18 protein-coding genes are annotated in these 18848 nt (G+C 54.3%); 17 read left to right on the top strand and 1 reads right to left on the bottom strand.

What is annotated here, in order from left to right; translation table 11 throughout:
• Window positions 1-84: 84 nt before the first annotated feature.
• From bshB1 to nth, 14 genes are all read left to right on the top strand, one after another.
• On the top strand, window positions 85-768 hold the full coding sequence (gene bshB1, locus BJU60_RS03015; RefSeq protein ID WP_070327420.1) for a bacillithiol biosynthesis deacetylase BshB1: 684 nt from the start codon (window positions 85-87) through the stop codon (window positions 766-768).
• Window positions 765-1886: an N-acetyl-alpha-D-glucosaminyl L-malate synthase BshA gene (gene bshA, locus BJU60_RS03010; protein WP_070327419.1), complete on the top strand. Its 1122-nt coding sequence runs from the start codon at window positions 765-767 to the stop codon at window positions 1884-1886. Before bshB1 ends, bshA begins: the two co-directional genes overlap by 4 nt.
• Window positions 1883-3022: a CCA tRNA nucleotidyltransferase gene (locus BJU60_RS03005; RefSeq protein ID WP_070327418.1), complete on the top strand. Its 1140-nt coding sequence runs from the start codon at window positions 1883-1885 to the stop codon at window positions 3020-3022. The genes bshA and BJU60_RS03005 overlap by 4 nt, the downstream gene beginning before the upstream one ends.
• On the top strand, window positions 2995-3957 hold the full coding sequence (locus tag BJU60_RS03000; protein WP_070327417.1) for a biotin--[acetyl-CoA-carboxylase] ligase: 963 nt from the start codon (window positions 2995-2997) through the stop codon (window positions 3955-3957). Before BJU60_RS03005 ends, BJU60_RS03000 begins: the two co-directional genes overlap by 28 nt.
• A 214-nt stretch (window positions 3958-4171) precedes the next feature.
• Window positions 4172-5008: a 3-methyl-2-oxobutanoate hydroxymethyltransferase gene (gene panB, locus BJU60_RS02995; RefSeq protein ID WP_070327416.1), complete on the top strand. Its 837-nt coding sequence runs from the start codon at window positions 4172-4174 to the stop codon at window positions 5006-5008.
• Window positions 5005-5835 carry a pantoate--beta-alanine ligase gene (panC, locus tag BJU60_RS02990; protein WP_070327415.1) on the top strand — a complete coding sequence of 277 codons (831 nt, stop codon included), beginning with the start codon at window positions 5005-5007 and terminating at the stop codon, window positions 5833-5835. The genes panB and panC overlap by 4 nt, the downstream gene beginning before the upstream one ends.
• A 5-nt stretch (window positions 5836-5840) precedes the next feature.
• Window positions 5841-6224 (top strand): aspartate 1-decarboxylase, encoded by a 384-nt coding sequence (gene panD / locus BJU60_RS02985; RefSeq protein WP_070327414.1) that lies wholly within the window; start codon window positions 5841-5843, stop codon window positions 6222-6224.
• A gap of 59 nt (window positions 6225-6283) precedes the next feature.
• Complete coding sequence (gene dinG / locus BJU60_RS02980; RefSeq protein WP_236633387.1) at window positions 6284-9151, top strand: ATP-dependent DNA helicase DinG; 2868 nt, start codon at window positions 6284-6286, stop codon at window positions 9149-9151.
• Between the two features lie 64 nt (window positions 9152-9215).
• Window positions 9216-9401, top strand: a complete 186-nt coding sequence (locus BJU60_RS02975) for a YpmA family protein (protein ID WP_016509977.1) — start codon at window positions 9216-9218, stop codon at window positions 9399-9401.
• Window positions 9398-9877, top strand: coding sequence for a hypothetical protein (locus BJU60_RS02970; RefSeq protein WP_070327412.1), 480 nt, complete (start codon window positions 9398-9400; stop codon window positions 9875-9877). Before BJU60_RS02975 ends, BJU60_RS02970 begins: the two co-directional genes overlap by 4 nt.
• A gap of 22 nt (window positions 9878-9899) precedes the next feature.
• The gene (locus BJU60_RS02965) at window positions 9900-11087 is read left to right on the top strand and encodes a pyridoxal phosphate-dependent aminotransferase (protein WP_070327411.1); all 1188 of its coding nucleotides are present in this window, start codon (window positions 9900-9902) and stop codon (window positions 11085-11087) included.
• A 20-nt stretch (window positions 11088-11107) separates the two neighbouring features.
• Entirely contained in the window at window positions 11108-12409 is a 1302-nt protein-coding gene (asnS, locus tag BJU60_RS02960) for an asparagine--tRNA ligase (RefSeq protein ID WP_070327410.1), read from the top strand.
• A 61-nt stretch (window positions 12410-12470) separates the two neighbouring features.
• Entirely contained in the window at window positions 12471-13058 is a 588-nt protein-coding gene (locus BJU60_RS02955) for a DnaD domain-containing protein (RefSeq protein ID WP_070327409.1), read from the top strand.
• Window positions 13058-13720, top strand: coding sequence for an endonuclease III (nth, locus tag BJU60_RS02950; protein ID WP_070327408.1), 663 nt, complete (start codon window positions 13058-13060; stop codon window positions 13718-13720). Before BJU60_RS02955 ends, nth begins: the two co-directional genes overlap by 1 nt.
• Window positions 13721-13754: 34 nt before the next feature.
• Here the strand turns inward: nth and BJU60_RS02945 are convergent, their stop codons facing one another.
• Window positions 13755-14606 (bottom strand): DUF3800 domain-containing protein, encoded by an 852-nt coding sequence (locus BJU60_RS02945; RefSeq protein WP_083273962.1) that lies wholly within the window; start codon window positions 14604-14606, stop codon window positions 13755-13757.
• 351 nt (window positions 14607-14957) lie between these two features.
• Here BJU60_RS02945 and recU point away from each other — a divergent pair, with 351 nt between their 5' ends.
• From recU to BJU60_RS02930, 3 genes are all read left to right on the top strand, one after another.
• Complete coding sequence (gene recU / locus BJU60_RS02940; protein WP_083273961.1) at window positions 14958-15554, top strand: Holliday junction resolvase RecU; 597 nt, start codon at window positions 14958-14960, stop codon at window positions 15552-15554.
• A 20-nt stretch (window positions 15555-15574) separates the two neighbouring features.
• Window positions 15575-18184 (top strand): transglycosylase domain-containing protein, encoded by a 2610-nt coding sequence (locus BJU60_RS02935; RefSeq protein WP_070327407.1) that lies wholly within the window; start codon window positions 15575-15577, stop codon window positions 18182-18184.
• 89 nt (window positions 18185-18273) lie between these two features.
• Entirely contained in the window at window positions 18274-18834 is a 561-nt protein-coding gene (locus tag BJU60_RS02930) for a hypothetical protein (RefSeq protein WP_233589592.1), read from the top strand.
• Window positions 18835-18848: the final 14 nt, after the last annotated feature.

Genomic DNA, 18848 nt, shown 5'->3' with positions numbered 1-18848 from the left:
CGAAAAACCTGTGGATTGCCTACCCTGAACATATGACATTCGACAGTGAGTCCGATATACTTTTCACAGAAGAGGTGATTTTTTATGAAAATAGTAGCAATCGGGGCCCATCCGGACGATATCGAAATCGGCATCGCCGGCATGACGGCCCAGTGGACGGGTGATCGCATCCCCGTCCTGTACGTCGATTTGACGCGGGCCGAACTGTCGTCGAACGGCGATGTCGTCACGCGGGCACAGGAAGCGGCGACAGCCGATAGAATTCTTGGCGTCCGTCGCATCAATCTCGGTTTCCCTGACCGTGGCCTGCTCGGGACAGCCGACCAAATTGAAGCGCTCGTCCGCTTGATCCGGACCGAACGACCGACGCATCTGCTCTATCCGTACGGCGTCGACCGCCATCCCGACCACGGGGCGTGCGCCCGTCTCGTCGAAGAGGCGCTGTTCAACGCCGGGATTCGCAAATATATGTCCGACGTCCCGGCTTACCGTCCGGACAGCGTCTATCAATACATGATCAACGCCCACGTGCGACCGGACGTCTGCATCGACATCACGGCGACGCTCGATAAAAAAGTGGACGCGTTGACGTCTTACGCAAGTCAATTCACACCAGTTGACGGCGTCGACACACCATTGACCGATGCGTACGTCGACCGCGTCGTCGCGCGCGACCGTCACTTCGGTAGCTTGATCGGCACGGACTACGCCGAAGGGCTCATGACCGTCAAACCATACGTCGTCACGCGGGCGGGTGAGCTCGCATGAAGCTACGTATCGGAGTCCTCTGTTATCCGTCGGTCGGAGGTTCAGGCATCCTCGCGACCGAGCTCGGGATGAAACTCGCCGACCGGGGGCACGACGTCCATTTCATCACGTCGAGCATCCCGTTCCGGTTGAATGCGTATCATCCGAACATCACGTTCCACCAAGTCGAAATCAACCAGTACTCGGTGTTCCGCTATCCGCCGTACGATATCACGCTCGCCTCGAAGATCGCGAGCGTCATCCGTGCGTTCGGCCTCGACGTCATCCACGCGCACTATGCGGTGCCCCATGCGGTTTGTGCCGCGCTCGGACGCGAGATGGCCGAGAGCAAGACGCCGATCGTCTCGACGCTCCACGGCACCGACATTACGGTGCTCGGGGAAGATGAAGAATTGAAACCGGCGATCCTGTACGGTTTACGCCAGTCGGACGCGATCACGGCCGTGTCCGACAGTTTGAAGCGCGAGACGCTTGAGCGGATCGATGCAGGCCTTGAGATCGATGTCATCCATAACTTTATCGACGAATCGGTTTATCAGCCGCAAGCCGAGCCGTCGCTCCGTGAACGTTACGGCTTGTCAGCAGCCGACCGCGTCGTCATCCATATCTCGAACTTCCGACAAGTGAAGCGGATCGACCTCGTGCTCGAGGCGTTCCAGCGGATGAGCGTCCCGGGCAAGAAGTTGCTCCTCGTCGGTGACGGACCGCTCATGGGGGCGATGCGTCGACTCGTGAGCGAGATGGCGCTCGAAGACAGTGTCATCTTCGCCGGGAAACAAGAGCAAGTCGCGGCGTTGTTATCGATCAGCGACGTCCATCTTCTGTTGTCGGACAAAGAGGCGTTCGGTCTCGTCGCTCTCGAGGCGTTAGCGACAGGCGTCCCATCGGTCGTCAGCGATGCCGGGGGCTTGCCGGAAGTGATCACGGACGGAGTGGACGGTTTTGTCGTCGCGCGCGGCGACGTCACAGCGGCCACGACCGCGCTCGAAGCGATCTTGCTCGACGATGCGCTCCATGCGAAACTGCGTGCCGGCGGTCTCGTGAAAGCGAGACAGTTCGCGTCTAAAGACATCGTCACGCAATATGAACGACTATACGAACAGGTGGTGCGCCCATGACAGAATGGGAGTATGCGAAACAAATCATAAAAAAAATCAACGACCACGGGGGCGAGGCGTACATCGTCGGCGGTGCCGTTCGTGACTACGTGCGCGGCACGCTTCCCGACGACATCGATATCGCGACGTCGTTGTTCCCGGAAGACGTCATGAAACTGTTCCCGAAATCGGTCCCGACCGGAATCGATCACGGGACGGTCACGGTCATCCTCGATCATCATCCGTTCGAGGTGACGACGTTCCGTTCGGAAGGGACGTATTCGGACTCGCGACGCCCCGACCACGTCTCGCTCGGCGTCACGCTCGAAGAGGACATGTTGCGCCGCGACTTCACGATGAACGCGATGGCGTTCCATGACGGCAATGTCGTCGACTTGTTCGGCGGCCGGCTTGACCTCGAGGCGCGGATTATCCGTACCGTCGGGAGCCCGTACGAACGGTTCGGGGAAGACGCACTCCGGATCATGCGTGCGTTTCGGTTCATGTCCCAGCTCGACTTCACGCTCGCTGATGATGTGCGGAACGCGGCGCGGACGCTCGGCCACAAATTGCAAGACATCGCGATGGAACGCATCGCCATCGAGTTCGAGAAGTTGATGACGGGACCTGCTTACCGCCGAGCGCTGACCGACCTTGTCGAGCTCGGCATCCATCAGTACTTACCGGACGTGTCCAAACAGCTCGTCCATCGTGTTATCGCTGACAGACGGGCACCAATCAACGCGGTCGGAGGCTGGGCGCTATTCGTCTATCACGCCGGAGACATCCGTTGGCTCTCGCCATGGAAGCGTTCGAACGCCTTGAAGCGGGAAGCGGGCGTATTAGCCAACCTGTTCGACTCCGGGCTCGATACGTTCACCGTATATGAGACGTCTCAAGCGACGCTCGAGACGTATTTGCGGATGACCGGGAGCACGGAATCGTCCGACGCCTTAAAACGTGTGCTCCCGATCCAGTCACGGCGGGAGCTCCGGTTCGACGGTCGCGATGCGCTTCAGGTCGGGGCGAGCGGCGCACGGATCAAGCACTTGCTCGCCGACCTCGAACGGCGCGTCGTCCTCGGCGAGTTAGCTAACGAGGAACAAACGTTACGAGAGGAGGCGGTCATGTGGCTTCAACGAGAGGAAAGGTCTTAAACTTGCTCCAAGACGGGGCGGTGTGGAGCGGACAGGAATTGGCCCGCCAATTAAATATTTCACGTACCGCTATTTGGAAACACATCGAGACGTTAAAACAAGACGGTTACGACATCGAAACGATCCCGCGTAAAGGGTATCAACTGTTCGGACAGACGGACCGGCTCGATGAACCGGCGTTCGTCTCGTTCCGGCACGGCCGGTTCGGGCAACACGTCTACGCCTACGACCAAGTCGACACGACGCAGCGCATCGCCCACGAACTCGCCCAAAAAGGGGCGCTTGAGGGGACGCTCGTCATCAGCGAAGAACAGACGGCAGGGCGCGGCCAACTTGGGCGCAGTTGGCACAACCCGAGCCACGTCAATATCGCAGCTAGTATCATCCTTCGTCCGGCGCTGCCGATTCGGGAAGCGTCGAAGCTGACGCTCATGGCGGCGAGCGCTTTCGCCCGGTCGCTAAGGCAACAAGGCGTCCCGGCATTTATCAAATGGCCGAATGACCTTCTCGTGAACGGGAAGAAGATCGGCGGGATTTTGACCGAGATGCAAACTGAAGGCGACCGCATCCAAGCCGTCATCCTCGGCTTCGGATTGAACGTCAATACGGAGTCGATCCCGACTGACTTGGTTCACCGGGCGACGTCGATCAAATTGGAGACGGGCGTCGCGTTACGACGCAGTGAAGTGCTCGCCGATCTATTGGCCGAGCTCGAGACCGAATATGACGCGTTGCTCGAATCCGGGTTCGGCCCGGTCCGCGACAACTGGCTAGAGCACGCCGCTTATTTGAATGAAGAAGTGACGTTGACCGCCTCGGGGGAGTCTAAACGCGGTATCATGCGCGGCATCTCAGAACAGGGGGCGCTCCTGCTTGAGCGTCATGGTGCCATCGAAGCCATCTATTCCGCTGAAATCGCAGTCTGGAATGATTGATGGAAACGTATTCGTGGTCTATAATGAACGTGTCGGACGCTATCGCAAGAAGTGTACCGGAATTGCAGACCGTCGTTTTAGTTAATTGTCTGCCTTGATCATTTTGACAGGGACAGAAGGACACTCAACCTTGAGTTCGTTTTCGTGCGCCTTCTTGCCAATCGTGTAAGAAGGCGTTTTTCCTTTCCTGTCTCCACATTTAGGAGGAGAACATATGCATACGATGACTTCATTATTGAAAAAGATGAAGCAAGAAGAGAAGTTGGTCATGTTGACCGCTTACGATTATCCGTCGGCGAAACTGGCCGAAGCGGCGGGAGTGGACATCATTCTTGTCGGAGACTCACTAGGAATGGTCGTGCTCGGTTACGACTCGACGATCCCGGTGACGATTCATGATATGGTCCACCATGCCAAAGCGGTGCGCCGCGGGGCGAAGGACACGTTCGTCGTCGTCGATATGCCGTTCGCGACGTATCACGGTGATTTCGACCGAACGCTTCAAGCGGCGGCGACATTGTTCCAAGACGGACACGCCGACGCCATCAAACTTGAAGGGGCGGGCGAAGTGCTCGAGACGATCGAACGATTGACGAAAGTCGGCATGCCGTGTGTCGCCCATCTCGGGCTCACGCCACAATCGGTCGGCGTGCTCGAAGGCTATAAAGTCCAAGGGAAGTCGCTTGAGGATGCCGAGCAACTGATCAACGACAGCCTCGAGGCCGAACGGGTCGGGGCGAAAATGCTCGTTCTCGAGTGTGTGCCGCATCAACTCGCTAAAAAAATCGCCGAAGCGCTTCACATCCCGGTCATCGGGATTGGTGCCGGTGCCGACGTCGACGGCCAAGTGCTCGTCTATCATGACGTCTTGAAGTATGGCGTCGACCGTCTCCCGAAATTTGTCGAGGCGTACGCCGACGTGAACGCGGTCGCGACGAGTGCCATCGGCTCTTACGTCCAAGCTACGAAAGACGGCTCGTTCCCGCTCGAACGCCACACGTTCACGATGGACGAGACGCTGCTCGACACGTTGTACGGTGGCAAAGCATGAGGATCGTCACCGATCCGATGTCGTTACGTGAAACTCTGTCCGACGGGTTGACCGTCGGCTTTGTGCCGACGATGGGTTACCTGCATGAAGGACACTTGAGTCTCGTCGAGGCGGCCAAACGCGAGAATGATCGCGTCGTCATGAGCATCTTCGTCAATCCGACCCAATTTGGGCCGAATGAAGACCTCGATCGTTATCCGAGAGATTTTGAACGGGACGAACAGTTGGCGCGAGAAGCGGGGGTAGACGTACTATTTTATCCGGATACCGCGACGATGTATCCGCTCGATATGGCGCGCGTGACGGTGCGTACCGGAGCTGACGTCTTATGCGGCGCCAGCCGGCCCGGTCATTTTGACGGTGTGTTGACGGTCGTCTCAAAACTGTTCAACTTGGTGCGGCCGACGCGTGCTTACTTCGGCTTGAAGGACGCCCAACAAGTCGCACTGATCGAGGGATACGTCCGGGACTATTTCGTGCCGGTCGAGATTATCCGCTGTCCGATCATTCGTGAGGACTCGGGACTCGCCAAGTCGTCGCGTAACGTCTACTTGTCTGAAACGGAACGGATTGACGCGAGCGACATCAATCGAGCACTCATCGAGGCGCGTGACGCGTTGACTGAAGGGGACGCGATCACGTCGGTACAAGAACGGCTCGTCGAACGGCTGTCGGCAATCCCGAACAGTACGATCGACTATGTCGAACTAGTCGACTATCCGACGCTTTCGCAAGTGACAGACTCGTCGACAGAACTGTTGATTGCAGTGGCGGTGCAGTTTGAACGCGCCCGCTTGATTGATAATACGATTTGGAAGAGAGGGTGAATCAAATGATTCGAACATTTATGCACGCCAAGCTACACAAGGCGACCGTGACCGAGGCGAATTTACACTACGTCGGCTCGATTACAATCGATGAGGATTTGATGGACGCGGTCGGGATTATGGAAAATGAGCACGTCCACATCACGAACAACCATAACGGCGCCCGCATTGAGACATACGTCATCAAGGGTGAGCGCGGTTCAGGTGTCATCTGCCTAAACGGGGCAGCGGCCCGCCATTTCCAAGTCGGCGATGTCGTCATCATCATGGCCTATGGTCAGATGACGGCTGAAGAGGCGAGATCGCATCGTCCGAAAGTTGCGGTGTTGAACGATCGCAACGAAGTCGATCAACTGTTGTACGAAGAAATCGCACATACGATTCTATGAACAGAGCGGGGATGCCCTTAGAGGCAACCCCGTTTTTTCGTGCATCGTTCTATGGTAAGATGAGACAGACAGAAAGAGACAGAAAGCACGAGCGTGCCGAAGATGGGATGGATGTTATGGACACTTATGTGATAGTGGATTTAGAGACGACCGGTCATTCCGTCAAATCCGGCGATGAACTGATTGAATTCGCGGCGGTGGTCGTACAAGGTAGTGAAGTGATTGAGCGCTACAGTACGTTGATTCGACCGAGTCGTCCAATCCCTCCTTTTATCACGCAGTTGACGACGATAACAGATCAGGATGTGGCGTCTGCTCCGACGTTTGAAGACGTTATCCCTGATATTTGGAAGATGTTAGATGGGCGAGTGTTCGTTGCCCACAACGTTTCGTTTGATTTGAATTTTTTAAATGAGAGTTTAGAACTGGCAGGATATTTACCTTTCCAAGGGCGGGCCATCGATACGGTCGAACTCGCGCGCATCTTGTATCCGACACTTGAAAGCCACGCGCTCGAGTCGCTCGCCGACACGTTCGACTTAGTGCACACGGACGCGCACCGCGCCCTCAGCGACGCCGAGGCGACCGCGGAGTTGTTTATTCAACAACTCAATCGTCTGCGGACGCTACCGGTCGTGACGCTAAAACAGTTGCGCCGTCTGTCCGAGTCGTGGACGAGCAACATCGAGCCGTTGCTCGATGATCTCATCGTCGAGATCGGTATTCGGCCAGATGACGAGACGACGTACGATATCCACCGGAAAATCGCACTCCGTCGCCTGACTGATTCGTTTGAGCCGGCGGTCGAGCGCGAACCGTTCGAACCGTTTCTTCATCGGACGATCGAAGAGACGCTTCCGTCACTGTTCGACCAATTCGAACCGAGACAAAGTCAATTCGAGATGATGCGGCACGTCTATAAGGCACTCGACGATGAGGCGACGCTTCTCATCGAGGCCGGGACCGGCACAGGCAAGACGTTAGCCTACTTGATCCCGAGCGCGCATCACGCCCTTGAGACGAAACGCCCGGTCGTCGTCAGCACGCATACGATCCAATTACAAGAACAGCTGCTCAACCGGGACTTGCCGATCTTAAAAGCCATCTTCCCGGAAATCGAGTTCACGCTTTTGAAAGGAAGACGCAACTATATCGATCTCCGGAAGTTTGAGATGGTGCTCGAGGAGACGAATGACGGGATGCTCTCGGCGATGTGCAAGGCGATGGTGCTCGTCTGGTTGACCGAGACGGAGACAGGGGACTTGGAAGAGTTGTCACTCCCTGGAGCTGCGACACAAGGACCGGCTTCGTTCAAACGGCTCATTCAAGCCGACGCGGCAACGGACTTCGGCCGCTTCGATCCTTGGTATAGCCGTGACTTCTTCACGCGGGCCGTCCTGCGTTCGAAAGAGGCGGACATTATCGTCACGAATCACGCGTTGCTCTTCTCGGATCTGCAGCATCAGGCCGGGATTCTCCCGACCGACACGCCGCTCATCTTGGACGAGGCGCACCAAGTCGAAGAGGTCGCCTCGCATCATTTCGGCGTCACGTTCGACGCGATCCAGTTCGATCGCTTATTCAAATGGTTCGGCTACGGGGCCGACGGAAAGTTCCATTCCCGGCTGCTGCAACTTGCCGACTTGACGTCCGTGTCCGAAGAGACGGAAGCGTTCAGTAAAGAGACCGACCAGGCGTTAGCCCAAGTCGATGTCGAACTAGACGACCTGTTGACGGCGCTCCAGTCGCTCGGCAAGAAAAAAGATCAACGGCAAACCGTTCGCTTCGAACGGGAAGGTGACGTGTTCCGACCGATCCGTGAAGTGGCGAAGCGGCTTGAGAACCGTTTACGGACGCTTAGGATGTCGCTCCGGCAGATGCTTCGTCTTCTCGATGAGCATAAAGAGCATATGACGTTCAAGCAACGCGCCGTGATCGGTGACTTGAAGGCGTTCATCGGTGACGTGCGGGAGATTGAGAGCGTGCTGTATGAAACGATGCTCACCCGCGACGACGACGCTGTCAGTTGGGTCGAGTTGAACTTGGCCAACCGCAAATTGACCTCGGTCTATACGCAACCTGTCGAAATCGGGCCGTTGCTCCATGAGCGCTTGTTTGCGAAACGGCCAACGATTTTGACGTCGGCGACGATGACCGTGTCCGGTCGCTTCGGCTTTATCGAGCGCAGGCTCGGTCTCGACGGGCAGGACGTGAGACGGGTCGTCCTCGCTTCGCCGTTTGACTTCAAGAAACAGGCGAAATTGTTCGTCCCGTCAGACATCCCGTTGATCAACGAAGTGCCGTTACCGCATTTCGTCGATCAAATCGCCGCTTCGATTGCCCGGATTGCCAACGTGACGAAAGGACGCATGCTCGTCTTGTTCACGTCGAACGAGCTGTTACGTTTGACGCACGAGGCGGTGAGACATCAGCTAGACGACGCGTATACGTTGCTTGCCCAAGGCGTCAGCGGCGGCTCGCGCAGCCGTTTGACGAAGCAGTTCAAACGAATCGATCAGTCGATTTTGTTCGGGACGGCCAGCTTCTGGGAAGGGGTCGATATCCCGGGCGAAGCGCTCACCTGCCTCGTCATCGTGCGTCTCCCGTTCGCCCCACCCGACCAACCGGTCATTCAGGCGCGGTCCGAAAAAATTGAAGCGACCGGGAAGTCGTCGTTTTTCGAACTGTCACTTCCGCAAGCGGTCATCCGCTTCAAACAAGGCGTCGGTCGCCTCATTCGCTCGAAAGAGGATTACGGCGCTATCTTCGTCTTCGACCGCCGTGTCGAGACGACGCGTTACGGGAAACAGTTTCTCAATAGTCTACCGGCTGTCGACCGGATCGAAGGATCGCTCGAGACGTCACTGGCCGAGCTCGAACTGTTTTTAGATGAGAAAGAAGAGACGACTCTAGGAAATCAGAGATAACGCTAGGCAGCGTGAAATTATCGCTTTATAATGATGGGTATAGTGTTTTGAAGGAGGAGTAAACATGAATTCGAATATTGAGACGCTCGCGACCGTTCGGATCGAGCCGACGGCAGACGTGTACAAAATCGTCGACCTATTGAATCGTACACTGAAGAGCCAAGATTTGATGTTCGGTCTTGCACTAGAGAAAAAAGTGAATGATCCGAAGAAAGAAGAGATGGTGTTCACCATCTATCGGACAGAATGACGCGGAAGACAAAAGTAGTGGTTGCTCTTATGACGGCACTCATCGGTGTCGTCATCGTGTTTAGTGGGATTTATTGGTTCACGGTCGGTCATACGGAACGGACAAAACAAAACATGATCGCGGAAGCGCGCGATCGTCTTGAGGCCGAACAGCCGACGGTCCGGATCGAACGGGCTGAGCTCTTTAACGGGACGGAACCGTACGTCGTCTTCGAGGAGACGGACCGCGTCCTGTTCGTGCCGGTCGACAGTAAGCAACCGATCGAGACGCGTGAGATCGAGTCGGTCGACTTAGATAAAGTCTGTGCCGATTCGCTCGAGGAGACCGGTGGTACGCTCGTCAGTTGTAAGTACGGGTTTGACGAGCGGGCGCTCATCGAAGTCGTGACGAAATCAGGGGCGACGTATACGTATTCCTATTACACGCTTCAAACCGGAGACTTTATAAGACGGGTCCAACTGGCGGATTCGAACTGAACGAGATTAGAGGAGGATATCGATGGAACATCTATTGGCAAGACGTGTAAAACAGTTAACACCTTCGACGACGCTCGCGATCACGGCGAAAGCGAAAGCATTGAAAGCTTCGGGACAAGACGTCATCGGACTCGGGGCCGGTGAGCCGGACTTCAATACGCCTGAACGAATTATTGAGGCCGCATGCAAGGCTGCACGTGACGGCGATACGAAGTATACGCCTTCAGGCGGAACGGTCGCTTTAAAAGATGCCATCATCGAGAAGACGAAACGCGACAGCGACCTCACGTTCGAGCGTAACGAGGTCATGGTCGCCTCAGGGGCGAAACATGCGTTATACGCCTTGTTCCAAGCGATTCTCGACGAAGGTGATGAAGTCATCATCCCGGTCCCGTATTGGGTGAGTTATCCGGAACAAGTGAAACTTGCCGACGGTGTCCCGGTCTATGTGGAGACGACCGAGGCGACGACGTTCAAACTGACGCCAGAGTCACTTGAAGCCGCCATCACAGACCGGACGAAAGCGGTCATCTTGAACAGCCCGTCCAACCCGACCGGTATGATCTATACGGAGTCAGAGTTGGTCGCACTCGCCGAAGTCGTCAAGCGCCACGACCTGCTCGTCGTCAGTGACGAAATCTATGAGAAGCTCATCTATGGCGATAGCGAGTTCGTCTCGATCGCCACGCTTCCTGACATGCGTGAGCGGACGATCATCATCAACGGGGTCTCGAAGTCACATGCGATGACCGGGTGGCGCATCGGGTACGCGATCGGAGACAAGACGATCATCGAAGCGATGACGAACCTCGCATCGCACTCGACGTCGAATCCGACGTCGATCGCCCAAGCGGCGGCCGTCGAGGCGTACAACGGCTCGCAAGATGATGTCGAGATGATGCGGGTCTCATTTGAAGAGCGCCTTGAGATCGTCTATGAGCGATTGATCAACATACCAGGCATCACGTGCCTAAAACCGCAAGGGGCATTCTACTTATACGCCAACGCCAAACAAGCCGCGTCGATGAGCGGCTACGACTCGGTCGACGCATGGTGCGAAGCAGTGCTCGGTGAAGCATTCGTCGCGCTCGTGCCGGGATCGGGCTTTGGGCAGGATGATTACGTCCGCTTGTCTTATGCAACAGAATTGAAGCGAGTACTAGAAGCGCTCGATCGAGTGGAAAACTTTATCAAGAGTAGCGCTCGATAAGCGAAAGGATGGATATGAACATGACAACTATTTCAATTAGCCAATTTAAAGATTATGAAGGACAATCGGTCCGGGTCGGTGCCTGGATCGCCAACAAACGTTCGAGTGGTAAAATCGCCTTCCTTCAACTCCGGGACGGGAGCGGGTTCGCCCAAGCCGTCGTCGTCAAAGCAGAAGTCGCGGAAGAACTGTTCGCCCTCGCAAAAGGCGTGACGCAAGAGACGTCAGTCTGGGTGACGGGTAACGTCAAATCGGACGGCGGCCGGACGCCGCTCGGCTTCGAACTCGAAGTGACAGCGATGGAAGTAATCTCGGAATCGATCGACTATCCGATCACGCCGAAAGAACACGGGACGGAGTTCTTGATGGACAACCGTCACCTCTGGCTCCGGTCGCGTCGCCAGCACGCGATCATGAAAGTCCGGAACGAATTGATCCGGGCCACATACGAGTTCTATAACCAAGAAGGATTCGTCAAGATCGATCCGCCGATCATCACGTCGAGCGCGCCGGAAGGAACGACGGAGTTGTTCGAGACGGACTACTTCGGTCAGCCAGCCTACTTGTCGCAAACAGGTCAGTTATATATGGAAGCCGCAGCGATGGCGCTCGGCAAAGTGTTCTCGTTCGGTCCGACGTTCCGCGCTGAAAAATCGAAGACACGTCGCCACTTGATCGAGTTTTGGATGATCGAGCCGGAGATGGCATTCTTCGACCATGATATGAGTCTTGATCTGCAAGAGCGTTACGTATCGTACATCGCGAAGTCAGCGCTTGACCATTGCCGGAACGAGCTTGAGTTGCTCGGACGCGACTTGGAAAAACTTGAAAAAGTTCAAGCGCCGTTCCCACGTATTCGTTATACGGACGCGATCAAGTTCTTGAAAGAAGAAGGCTTCGATGACATCGAGTACGGGGATGACTTCGGGGCGCCGCACGAGACGGCGATCGCCAACGCGCATGATTTGCCGGTGTTCATCACCCATTGGCCGAAAGAAATCAAGCCGTTCTACATGAAAGTCGATCCAGAGAACCCTGAACTCGTCCTTTGTGCCGATTTGATCGCACCTGAAGGTTACGGCGAGATCATCGGCGGTTCGCAGCGTGAAGACGACTACGACCGCTTGAAAGAAGAGATCGTCAAAGAAGGACTTGATGAGACCGATGCGTATGACTGGTATCTTGAGTTGCGTAAGTACGGCTCGGTCCCACACTCGGGCTTCGGGCTCGGTCTTGAGCGGACCGTCGCTTGGATCAGCGGAATCGAACACATCCGTGAAGCGATTCCGTTCCCACGTCTATTGAACCGAATTCACCCATAATCGCCAATCGGGGATGACTAATTGTCTTCCCCGATTGATTTGTCTAGAAAGGATGTGCGACATGGATGCACATAATCTGATCAAGCTGTTTGAACAAAGTCCGGTCGTCGTTCCGAGGAAGCTGTTCACCGATGCACGTCGTCTCAATCTCAACCCGGTCGAGTTTTGTCTCGTCGTCCACTTGTTGGAGTTGACGGGAGAAGGCATCGAGATGCCGCTTCCGAGCGAGCTCGGCGACCGGATGAACGTTCCCGAGAGCGAGGCACGCTCTGTTCTGCTCGGGCTGCTGCAAAAAGAGCTCGTCGCCATCGATGCGTCGGCGGAAGTGGAGCGTTACAGTCTGCTCCCTCTTTTCCAAGCACTCGAAGAAGACGGCGCCCCTGAAAAAAATACGCAGTCGCTAAACGAGAACCTCATCCATACGTTCGAGCGGGAGTTCGGGACGATCACGCCGTTTGAGATCGAGCAAATCGTCGGCTGGTTGACCGAAGACGGTTTCAGTGAAGAACTCATCTTGGCCGCGCTCCGCGAGGCGAAACTACGTAACGTCCGGAACTTCAAGTACATGGATAAAATCTTGAGCGTCTGGCAAGACCATAAAGTCGAGTCACTTGAAGACTTGGTCGAGTATCAACGGAGGAAAAAGTGATGTTGACGAGAGCTCAATTGAACGAAATCTCGGAGACGATGCGGCAAATGTTCCCGGACGCCCATTGTGAGCTGACCCACCGCAACCCGTTCGAACTCGTCATCGCCGTGGCGCTGTCCGCGCAGGCGACGGACGCGCTCGTCAACCAAGTGACGCCTGGACTGTTCGAGGCGTTCCCGACGGTCGAGGCGATGGCTGCGGCTGACGTAGCGGAAATCGAGTCGCTCATTAAACGAATCGGTCTGTTTCGAAACAAGGCCAAAAACGTCAAAGCGCTGTCGATGCGAATTCTTGATCTGCACGGAGGGATCGTCCCGGACGACCGGGAATCACTCGAGGCGCTGCCTGGAGTCGGGCGCAAGACGGCGAACGTCGTGTTGTCGGTCGCCTTTCATGAACCGGCGTTCGCGGTCGATACCCACGTCGAGCGTGTGTCCAAACGGCTCGGCATCTGCCGTTGGAAAGACAACGTCCGTCAAGTCGAAGACACGCTCATGAAGAAGTTTCCCCGTGAAGACTGGTCGCAGCTCCACCACCAGTTCATCTTTTTCGGACGGTATCACTGCAAGGCACAACGGCCCGGCTGCGAGACGTGCCCGCTCTTGCATATGTGCCGCGAAGGCAAGAAGCGGATGAAGTCGCAACAAGCGACGAATTCATAAAAAAATCGCCTCGTAGATGGCTACGAGGCGATTTTTAATGGTTCCAGGGATGGTCGCTCCATTCGCGACGTTTTTTCGTGATCGGGACTTTTTTGAAGCCCCAGTTGCGGAAATCTTGGTCTGGACTGTCTTTACGAATGTAAATCTTGTCCTTGATGGCTTTGAAGATTCGGTTTTCATCCCCATAATGGACGAACCGTGGTTTCACTTCGATCACGCCGCGGCGCACGCGCGAGAGCGGCAGGCAGACGAGGTCAGCGATTTCAAGACCAGATTGATAGATCGTGCTTTGTTTCTCTGAGAAGATGAATCCTTTGATTTTTTGTCTGCTCTTCTCGACGTCGAGATGGACCGTCCCGGAGTTGAAGATATCGAAAAATGCTTTTTGAATGAGCAGGTTCTGATAATCGTCGCGCGACTCGAGGACGACACGGGCGCTGACAGCTTCCGTCTCTTCCAAAAATGCATAAAACGATTTCATCAAATGGGCGAAAGCGACGACATAAGGGTCTTTCGGCGTCGAGTAGAAATCGTGAAGCTTCTGTTTATCGACCTCGACACTGACGATCGTGCAATTGATATCGCGCAAGAAGTCTGGGAGTTTGTTCCAAAAATCACGGAGCATATCGATTGTGATCCCATCGTCTTTTCCATATGGATGCTCGGCCTTTAAAATTTCTTTTAAATGCAGTGGAATATTTTCCGTTTTGAAGACATCTCGTTTGAACGCTTGTAAGCGTCGCTTCAATTCGCACGGCATTCCAGCCTCATCGGCGTCAATCGCATACTTGTATTCCATCAATACCCCGGTCAAGTTGAACTGGGTGTTGCCTTTTGGTGTACCTGTCTCATCGACGAACATGACATACTTCTTTTGTGTCTCCATCTTACTCCTCCAACAGGGCTTAGGGATGTGGATTCCAAGCCGCCTAGTTTATTTCCAGTCCTCGCGAAACGCTCTCGATCGCTTACTTTTTTAAAGTCTCGTCAATCAGCGTTTAGCCTGTTCACATTTCGGTTAATAAGTAGAGGACCTATTGTAGAAAAGTATTCAATGACACAATAACAAGGTCGTGTCAATTTGAATACACAATGCACTACACACTAGTTTAACATACGGGAGTTTGGTACGATATGGATTGCGGAAAATCCACGGAGGAGTCGAGCGACATAACTCGACAATCAGACTTCAGACGGAAGGAACGAGTGGATCAACCTGTTAAACTAGTAATTAGGGGTGACGACATTGTTCCATTATCCAAACGGGAAGAAACCGAGAGCGGCCGAGATGCCGGCAAAGTCCAGTCCGCCAACGTATGCGAATCGAGGCATGAATTTAGAGACGCTTCTGAACGATACGAACGAGTTTTATCGACTCCACGGAAAAGCGGTCATTCATAAAAAACCGACTCCACTTCAAATCGTCAAAGTCGATTACCCGAAACGGAGCGCGGCCAAAGTGACCGAGGCGTATTTTAAGCAAGCCTCGACGACCGACTACAACGGGGTCTATCGCGGGAAATACATTGATTTTGAAGCGAAAGAGACGAACAATAAAACGTCGTTCCCGCTCGGAAACTTTCATGACCATCAAATCAATCACATGCGCGAGTGTGAGCGTCACGGAGGGATTTGTTTTGTCATCATCCGGTTTAGCCGCTATAATACGCAATATGTGTTATCAACGGAGCAATTATTACACTGGTGGGAGCAGCGAGAGACGGGACGTAAGTCGATCCCGCTCGCATATATTGAACAAGAGGCAATCGAAGTTCCAACACGAGCCCTTCCAGCCATCGATTATTTGACGGCGATTGAAGCGTGGCTCGATTGAATAGAAGGAGTGAAGCGTGAATGGAACGAAGTCGGATGGCGCGTCGTCAAGATACGACGAAAAAGCCAAAGCAACAAACGAAAAAACCAAAACAACAAACAAAGAAACCGATGTGGAGACGCATCCTACTTATTATAGGATTGTTGTTGATCGTCGGAGTGGTCGTCGGAGGAGCTTATACAGCCTACGCGATTGCGACGGCACCGCCGCTCGATGAGGAGAAATTAGTCGATACGTATCCGATTCAGCTACTGTCGGCTGAAGGTGAACCGCTTGAAGAAAGCGGTCAGATCCGTGAGTACGTGTCAATCGATGATATTTCAGAAGTGATGCAGCAAGCGGTCATCTCGATCGAGGACCGTCGCTTCTATGAGCATAACGGAATTGACTTGCGCCGCATCGGCGGTGCCGTGCTCGCGAACGTGACCGACGGTTTCGGGTCTGAAGGTGGTTCTACAATCACGCAACAGCTCGTCAAACAGTCGTTCTTGTCGACCGACAAGAAATTAAAACGTAAATTACAAGAGCAGTGGCTCGCCGTGAAACTCGAGCGCGAGTACACGAAAGAACAGATTCTCGAGATGTACTTGAACAAGAACTACTACGGTTCAGGGGCGTGGGGTGTGCAAGCGGCCTCGAAGACGTACTTCAATAAGCCGGTGTCAGAAGTGAACTATCAAGAAGCGGCTATCTTAGCGGGACTCCCGCAACGACCGAGCGCTTATGATCCGATTGCTGGCGACCAAGAACTCACGCGTTACCGTCAAGAACAAGTGCTGTCGGCAATGAAGCGGGACGGTCATATCACAGAACAACAGTATAACGAGGCGCTCGACGTCGAGATTGCCGACGTCATCTCGCCGGGTGCGCAGACAGAAGAAGAGTCTTACACCCGTTCGATTTACGCTCGTGTGCAAGCGGAGCTCGAAGAAGACTACGGCTTAGAACAGTCTGATATTTACGGGACAGGTTTGAAAGTATATACGTCGATCAATAAAGAGCTGCACGCGAAATTCAATAAAGATATTAAGACAGATAACGTGAACATTCCAAACGGTGAGTTCCCGAAAGATCTCCGCATGGGAGCGACCGTGTTGAACACGAAGACGGGTGAAATCGTCGCCGTCATCGACAGCCAACAGGCGGAACAAGGTGACAAGAACTACCGTGACTACTCGCGCGAGAAACGCCAAATCGGTTCGACGGCGAAGCCGTTCTTCGATTACGGTCCAGGGATTGAGAACGCGCAATGGTCGACCGGGAAGATCTTGATGGATGCGCCGTTTGATGAAGGCGAATTCAATCCAGGGAACTATTACACGGGGTATCGCGGCGCCAACACGATGCGCTACTACTTGACGGTTTCCGGGAACACGCCGGCCGTCCGTGCTTTCCAAGAAGTACAGGACGAGTTCGGTCCGGAAGCGATCGAATCGTTCGTCGAGAACGTCGGCATCGAACCGGCGCGTTCGGGTGATGAGTTGTTGCCCGCGAACAGTCTCGGTACAGCCGAGGCGAGCACGACGCAAATGGCGGCTGCTTACGCGACGCTTGGTGCGAACGGGATGTATATGAAGCCGCACTTGATTCAAAAGATCGAGTTCAACGACGGATCGACGATCAACTCGCCGATCAAAGCGAAGCAAGCGATGGAAGACTATACCGCGTATATGTTGACCGATATGCTCCGTGACGTCGTCAGTGGTTCGAACGGGACTTACAAGCCAGGCGCGTTCCCGTGGGACGTCGCCGGCAAGACCGGGACGACGAACGATAAAGATAAAAATCCAAACGACAAGTGGTTCACGGGTTATACGACCGACTACTCGATTTCGGTTTGGACCGGGAAAGTACCCGGAGCTGATAAGGATGCGCTTGCTGAGGACCACGCTCAGTACTACTTCGAGTATATGATGCAAGAAGTGACGAATGCGACGGGAAGTCCAGACCGCTTCCAGCAACCGGATTCTGTCTTGTCGCTCGGCAATGAACTCTACGTCAAAGGGACGAAACCGAAAGATTTGGAACCGAAAAATCTTCCGGCACCGACCGGCGCGTCAATCAATTACGACATTCCGGCTGACAGCGGGACGTTGACGTGGTCATATAATCGTCAAGCGGTCGAAGCGGACGGCTATCAAGGTCTATCGTTCACCGTGACGGAGAAACGTCCGGACGGCAGCGAACGTGTCGTCGGAACGACGGAAGACACGAGCATCGCTATTTCGGGTCTCCGGAACGGGACGACGACGTTCACCATCGTCGCGACCGCTTCGAACCAACTCGTAGGTGAGCAACAGTCGAGCCCGGCCCAAACGCAATACACGGTCGAACGCAGTCAAGAACCGGCTGAAGAAGAGGAAGAACCGGCAACGGAAGAGACGCCTCCAGAAGAAGAGCCGGCTGAAGAAACACCACCGAATGAGACTGACAACAATAACGGTAATGGTAACAGCGAAAACGGAAATGGAAATGGGAACAATGAAGGCGGTGAAGGAGAGACGACTGAAGAGCCGGCGACAGAAGAGACGCCTCCGGCTGAAGAAGAATCTTCGACTGAGCTCGAATCACAGTCTAACTCAGACACGTCTGAATCAAACCAAGACCGTGAAAATGACAATCGCGAATAAATTGACTTACTTTAAACAGGGCGACATCAACGCCCTGTTTTTCTGTGTGGTTTGTTATAATGAAAAGAAAGCGAATAGGATGGTGACATATGGTTCAACTCTCTCTTAAGCGAAAGATGAAAGTGTTGTTTGTAATCGATCGACTGCAAGACGATGATCTTGGCCTGCCCCTTCACGGCGTCAACGGACTGAAGATGGGACGTATTCTGTTAGAAGAATCAATCCCGTTCGGACGATTAATCGATGATTCGGCCGTGGCAGAGGCGATCGGCCATCCTTATTTGAAACGGATCGGCGTCGAGACGATGTTTCTCGGCGATGAATCTTTTTATCCAGAACTTCTTCGCGGCAAGCGCCAAGCGCTGACGACGCACGAGGATTATCATAAAGCGGTGCAACGTTACACGAAACATTTGCAAGCAGTCCATTCGAAATGCACGAAGTTACATACCATCGTCTTGTTCGGCCGTTCGACGCACCTGTTATACAATGATGCGATGGAGCGGCTTGAAGAAGAAAATGAGCATGTCGCCGAGGCGTTCAAAGCGATGGAGGTGCTACACTTGCCTGCGGTTCATCGTCTCTTGCGTGACGAACGAATCAGTCAAGTGAAGACGATTGTGGAGCGACTTGCACCTTCAAAATCATGAAATAAGTTGGTGAG

It is taken from the genome of Exiguobacterium aurantiacum (assembly GCF_001766415.1).
Classification (GTDB): Bacteria; Bacillota; Bacilli; order Exiguobacteriales; family Exiguobacteriaceae; genus Exiguobacterium; species Exiguobacterium aurantiacum_A.
The sequence above is the reverse complement of the archived record's forward strand: the minus strand, read 5'-3'. Positions and strand labels throughout refer to the sequence as shown.

Excerpts from the sequence above, each read along its gene's own strand:
- bshB1 (WP_070327420.1), top strand. The coding sequence starts at position 85 with ATGAAAATAGTAGCAATCGGGGCCCATCCGGACGATATCGAAATCGGC.
- bshA (WP_070327419.1), top strand. The coding sequence starts at position 765 with ATGAAGCTACGTATCGGAGTCCTCTGTTATCCGTCGGTCGGAGGTTCA.
- BJU60_RS03005 (WP_070327418.1), top strand. The coding sequence starts at position 1,883 with ATGACAGAATGGGAGTATGCGAAACAAATCATAAAAAAAATCAACGAC.
- panB (WP_070327416.1), top strand. The coding sequence starts at position 4,172 with ATGCATACGATGACTTCATTATTGAAAAAGATGAAGCAAGAAGAGAAG.
- panC (WP_070327415.1), top strand. The coding sequence starts at position 5,005 with ATGAGGATCGTCACCGATCCGATGTCGTTACGTGAAACTCTGTCCGAC.
- panD (WP_070327414.1), top strand. The coding sequence starts at position 5,841 with ATGATTCGAACATTTATGCACGCCAAGCTACACAAGGCGACCGTGACC.
- dinG (WP_236633387.1), top strand. The coding sequence starts at position 6,284 with ATGAGACAGACAGAAAGAGACAGAAAGCACGAGCGTGCCGAAGATGGG.
- BJU60_RS02975 (WP_016509977.1), top strand. The coding sequence starts at position 9,216 with ATGAATTCGAATATTGAGACGCTCGCGACCGTTCGGATCGAGCCGACG.
- BJU60_RS02970 (WP_070327412.1), top strand. The coding sequence starts at position 9,398 with ATGACGCGGAAGACAAAAGTAGTGGTTGCTCTTATGACGGCACTCATC.
- BJU60_RS02965 (WP_070327411.1), top strand. The coding sequence starts at position 9,900 with ATGGAACATCTATTGGCAAGACGTGTAAAACAGTTAACACCTTCGACG.
- asnS (WP_070327410.1), top strand. The coding sequence starts at position 11,108 with ATGACAACTATTTCAATTAGCCAATTTAAAGATTATGAAGGACAATCG.
- BJU60_RS02955 (WP_070327409.1), top strand. The coding sequence starts at position 12,471 with ATGGATGCACATAATCTGATCAAGCTGTTTGAACAAAGTCCGGTCGTC.
- nth (WP_070327408.1), top strand. The coding sequence starts at position 13,058 with ATGTTGACGAGAGCTCAATTGAACGAAATCTCGGAGACGATGCGGCAA.
- BJU60_RS02945 (WP_083273962.1), bottom strand. The coding sequence starts at position 14,606 with ATGGAGACACAAAAGAAGTATGTCATGTTCGTCGATGAGACAGGTACA.
- BJU60_RS02935 (WP_070327407.1), top strand. The coding sequence starts at position 15,575 with ATGGAACGAAGTCGGATGGCGCGTCGTCAAGATACGACGAAAAAGCCA.
- BJU60_RS02930 (WP_233589592.1), top strand. The coding sequence starts at position 18,274 with ATGGTTCAACTCTCTCTTAAGCGAAAGATGAAAGTGTTGTTTGTAATC.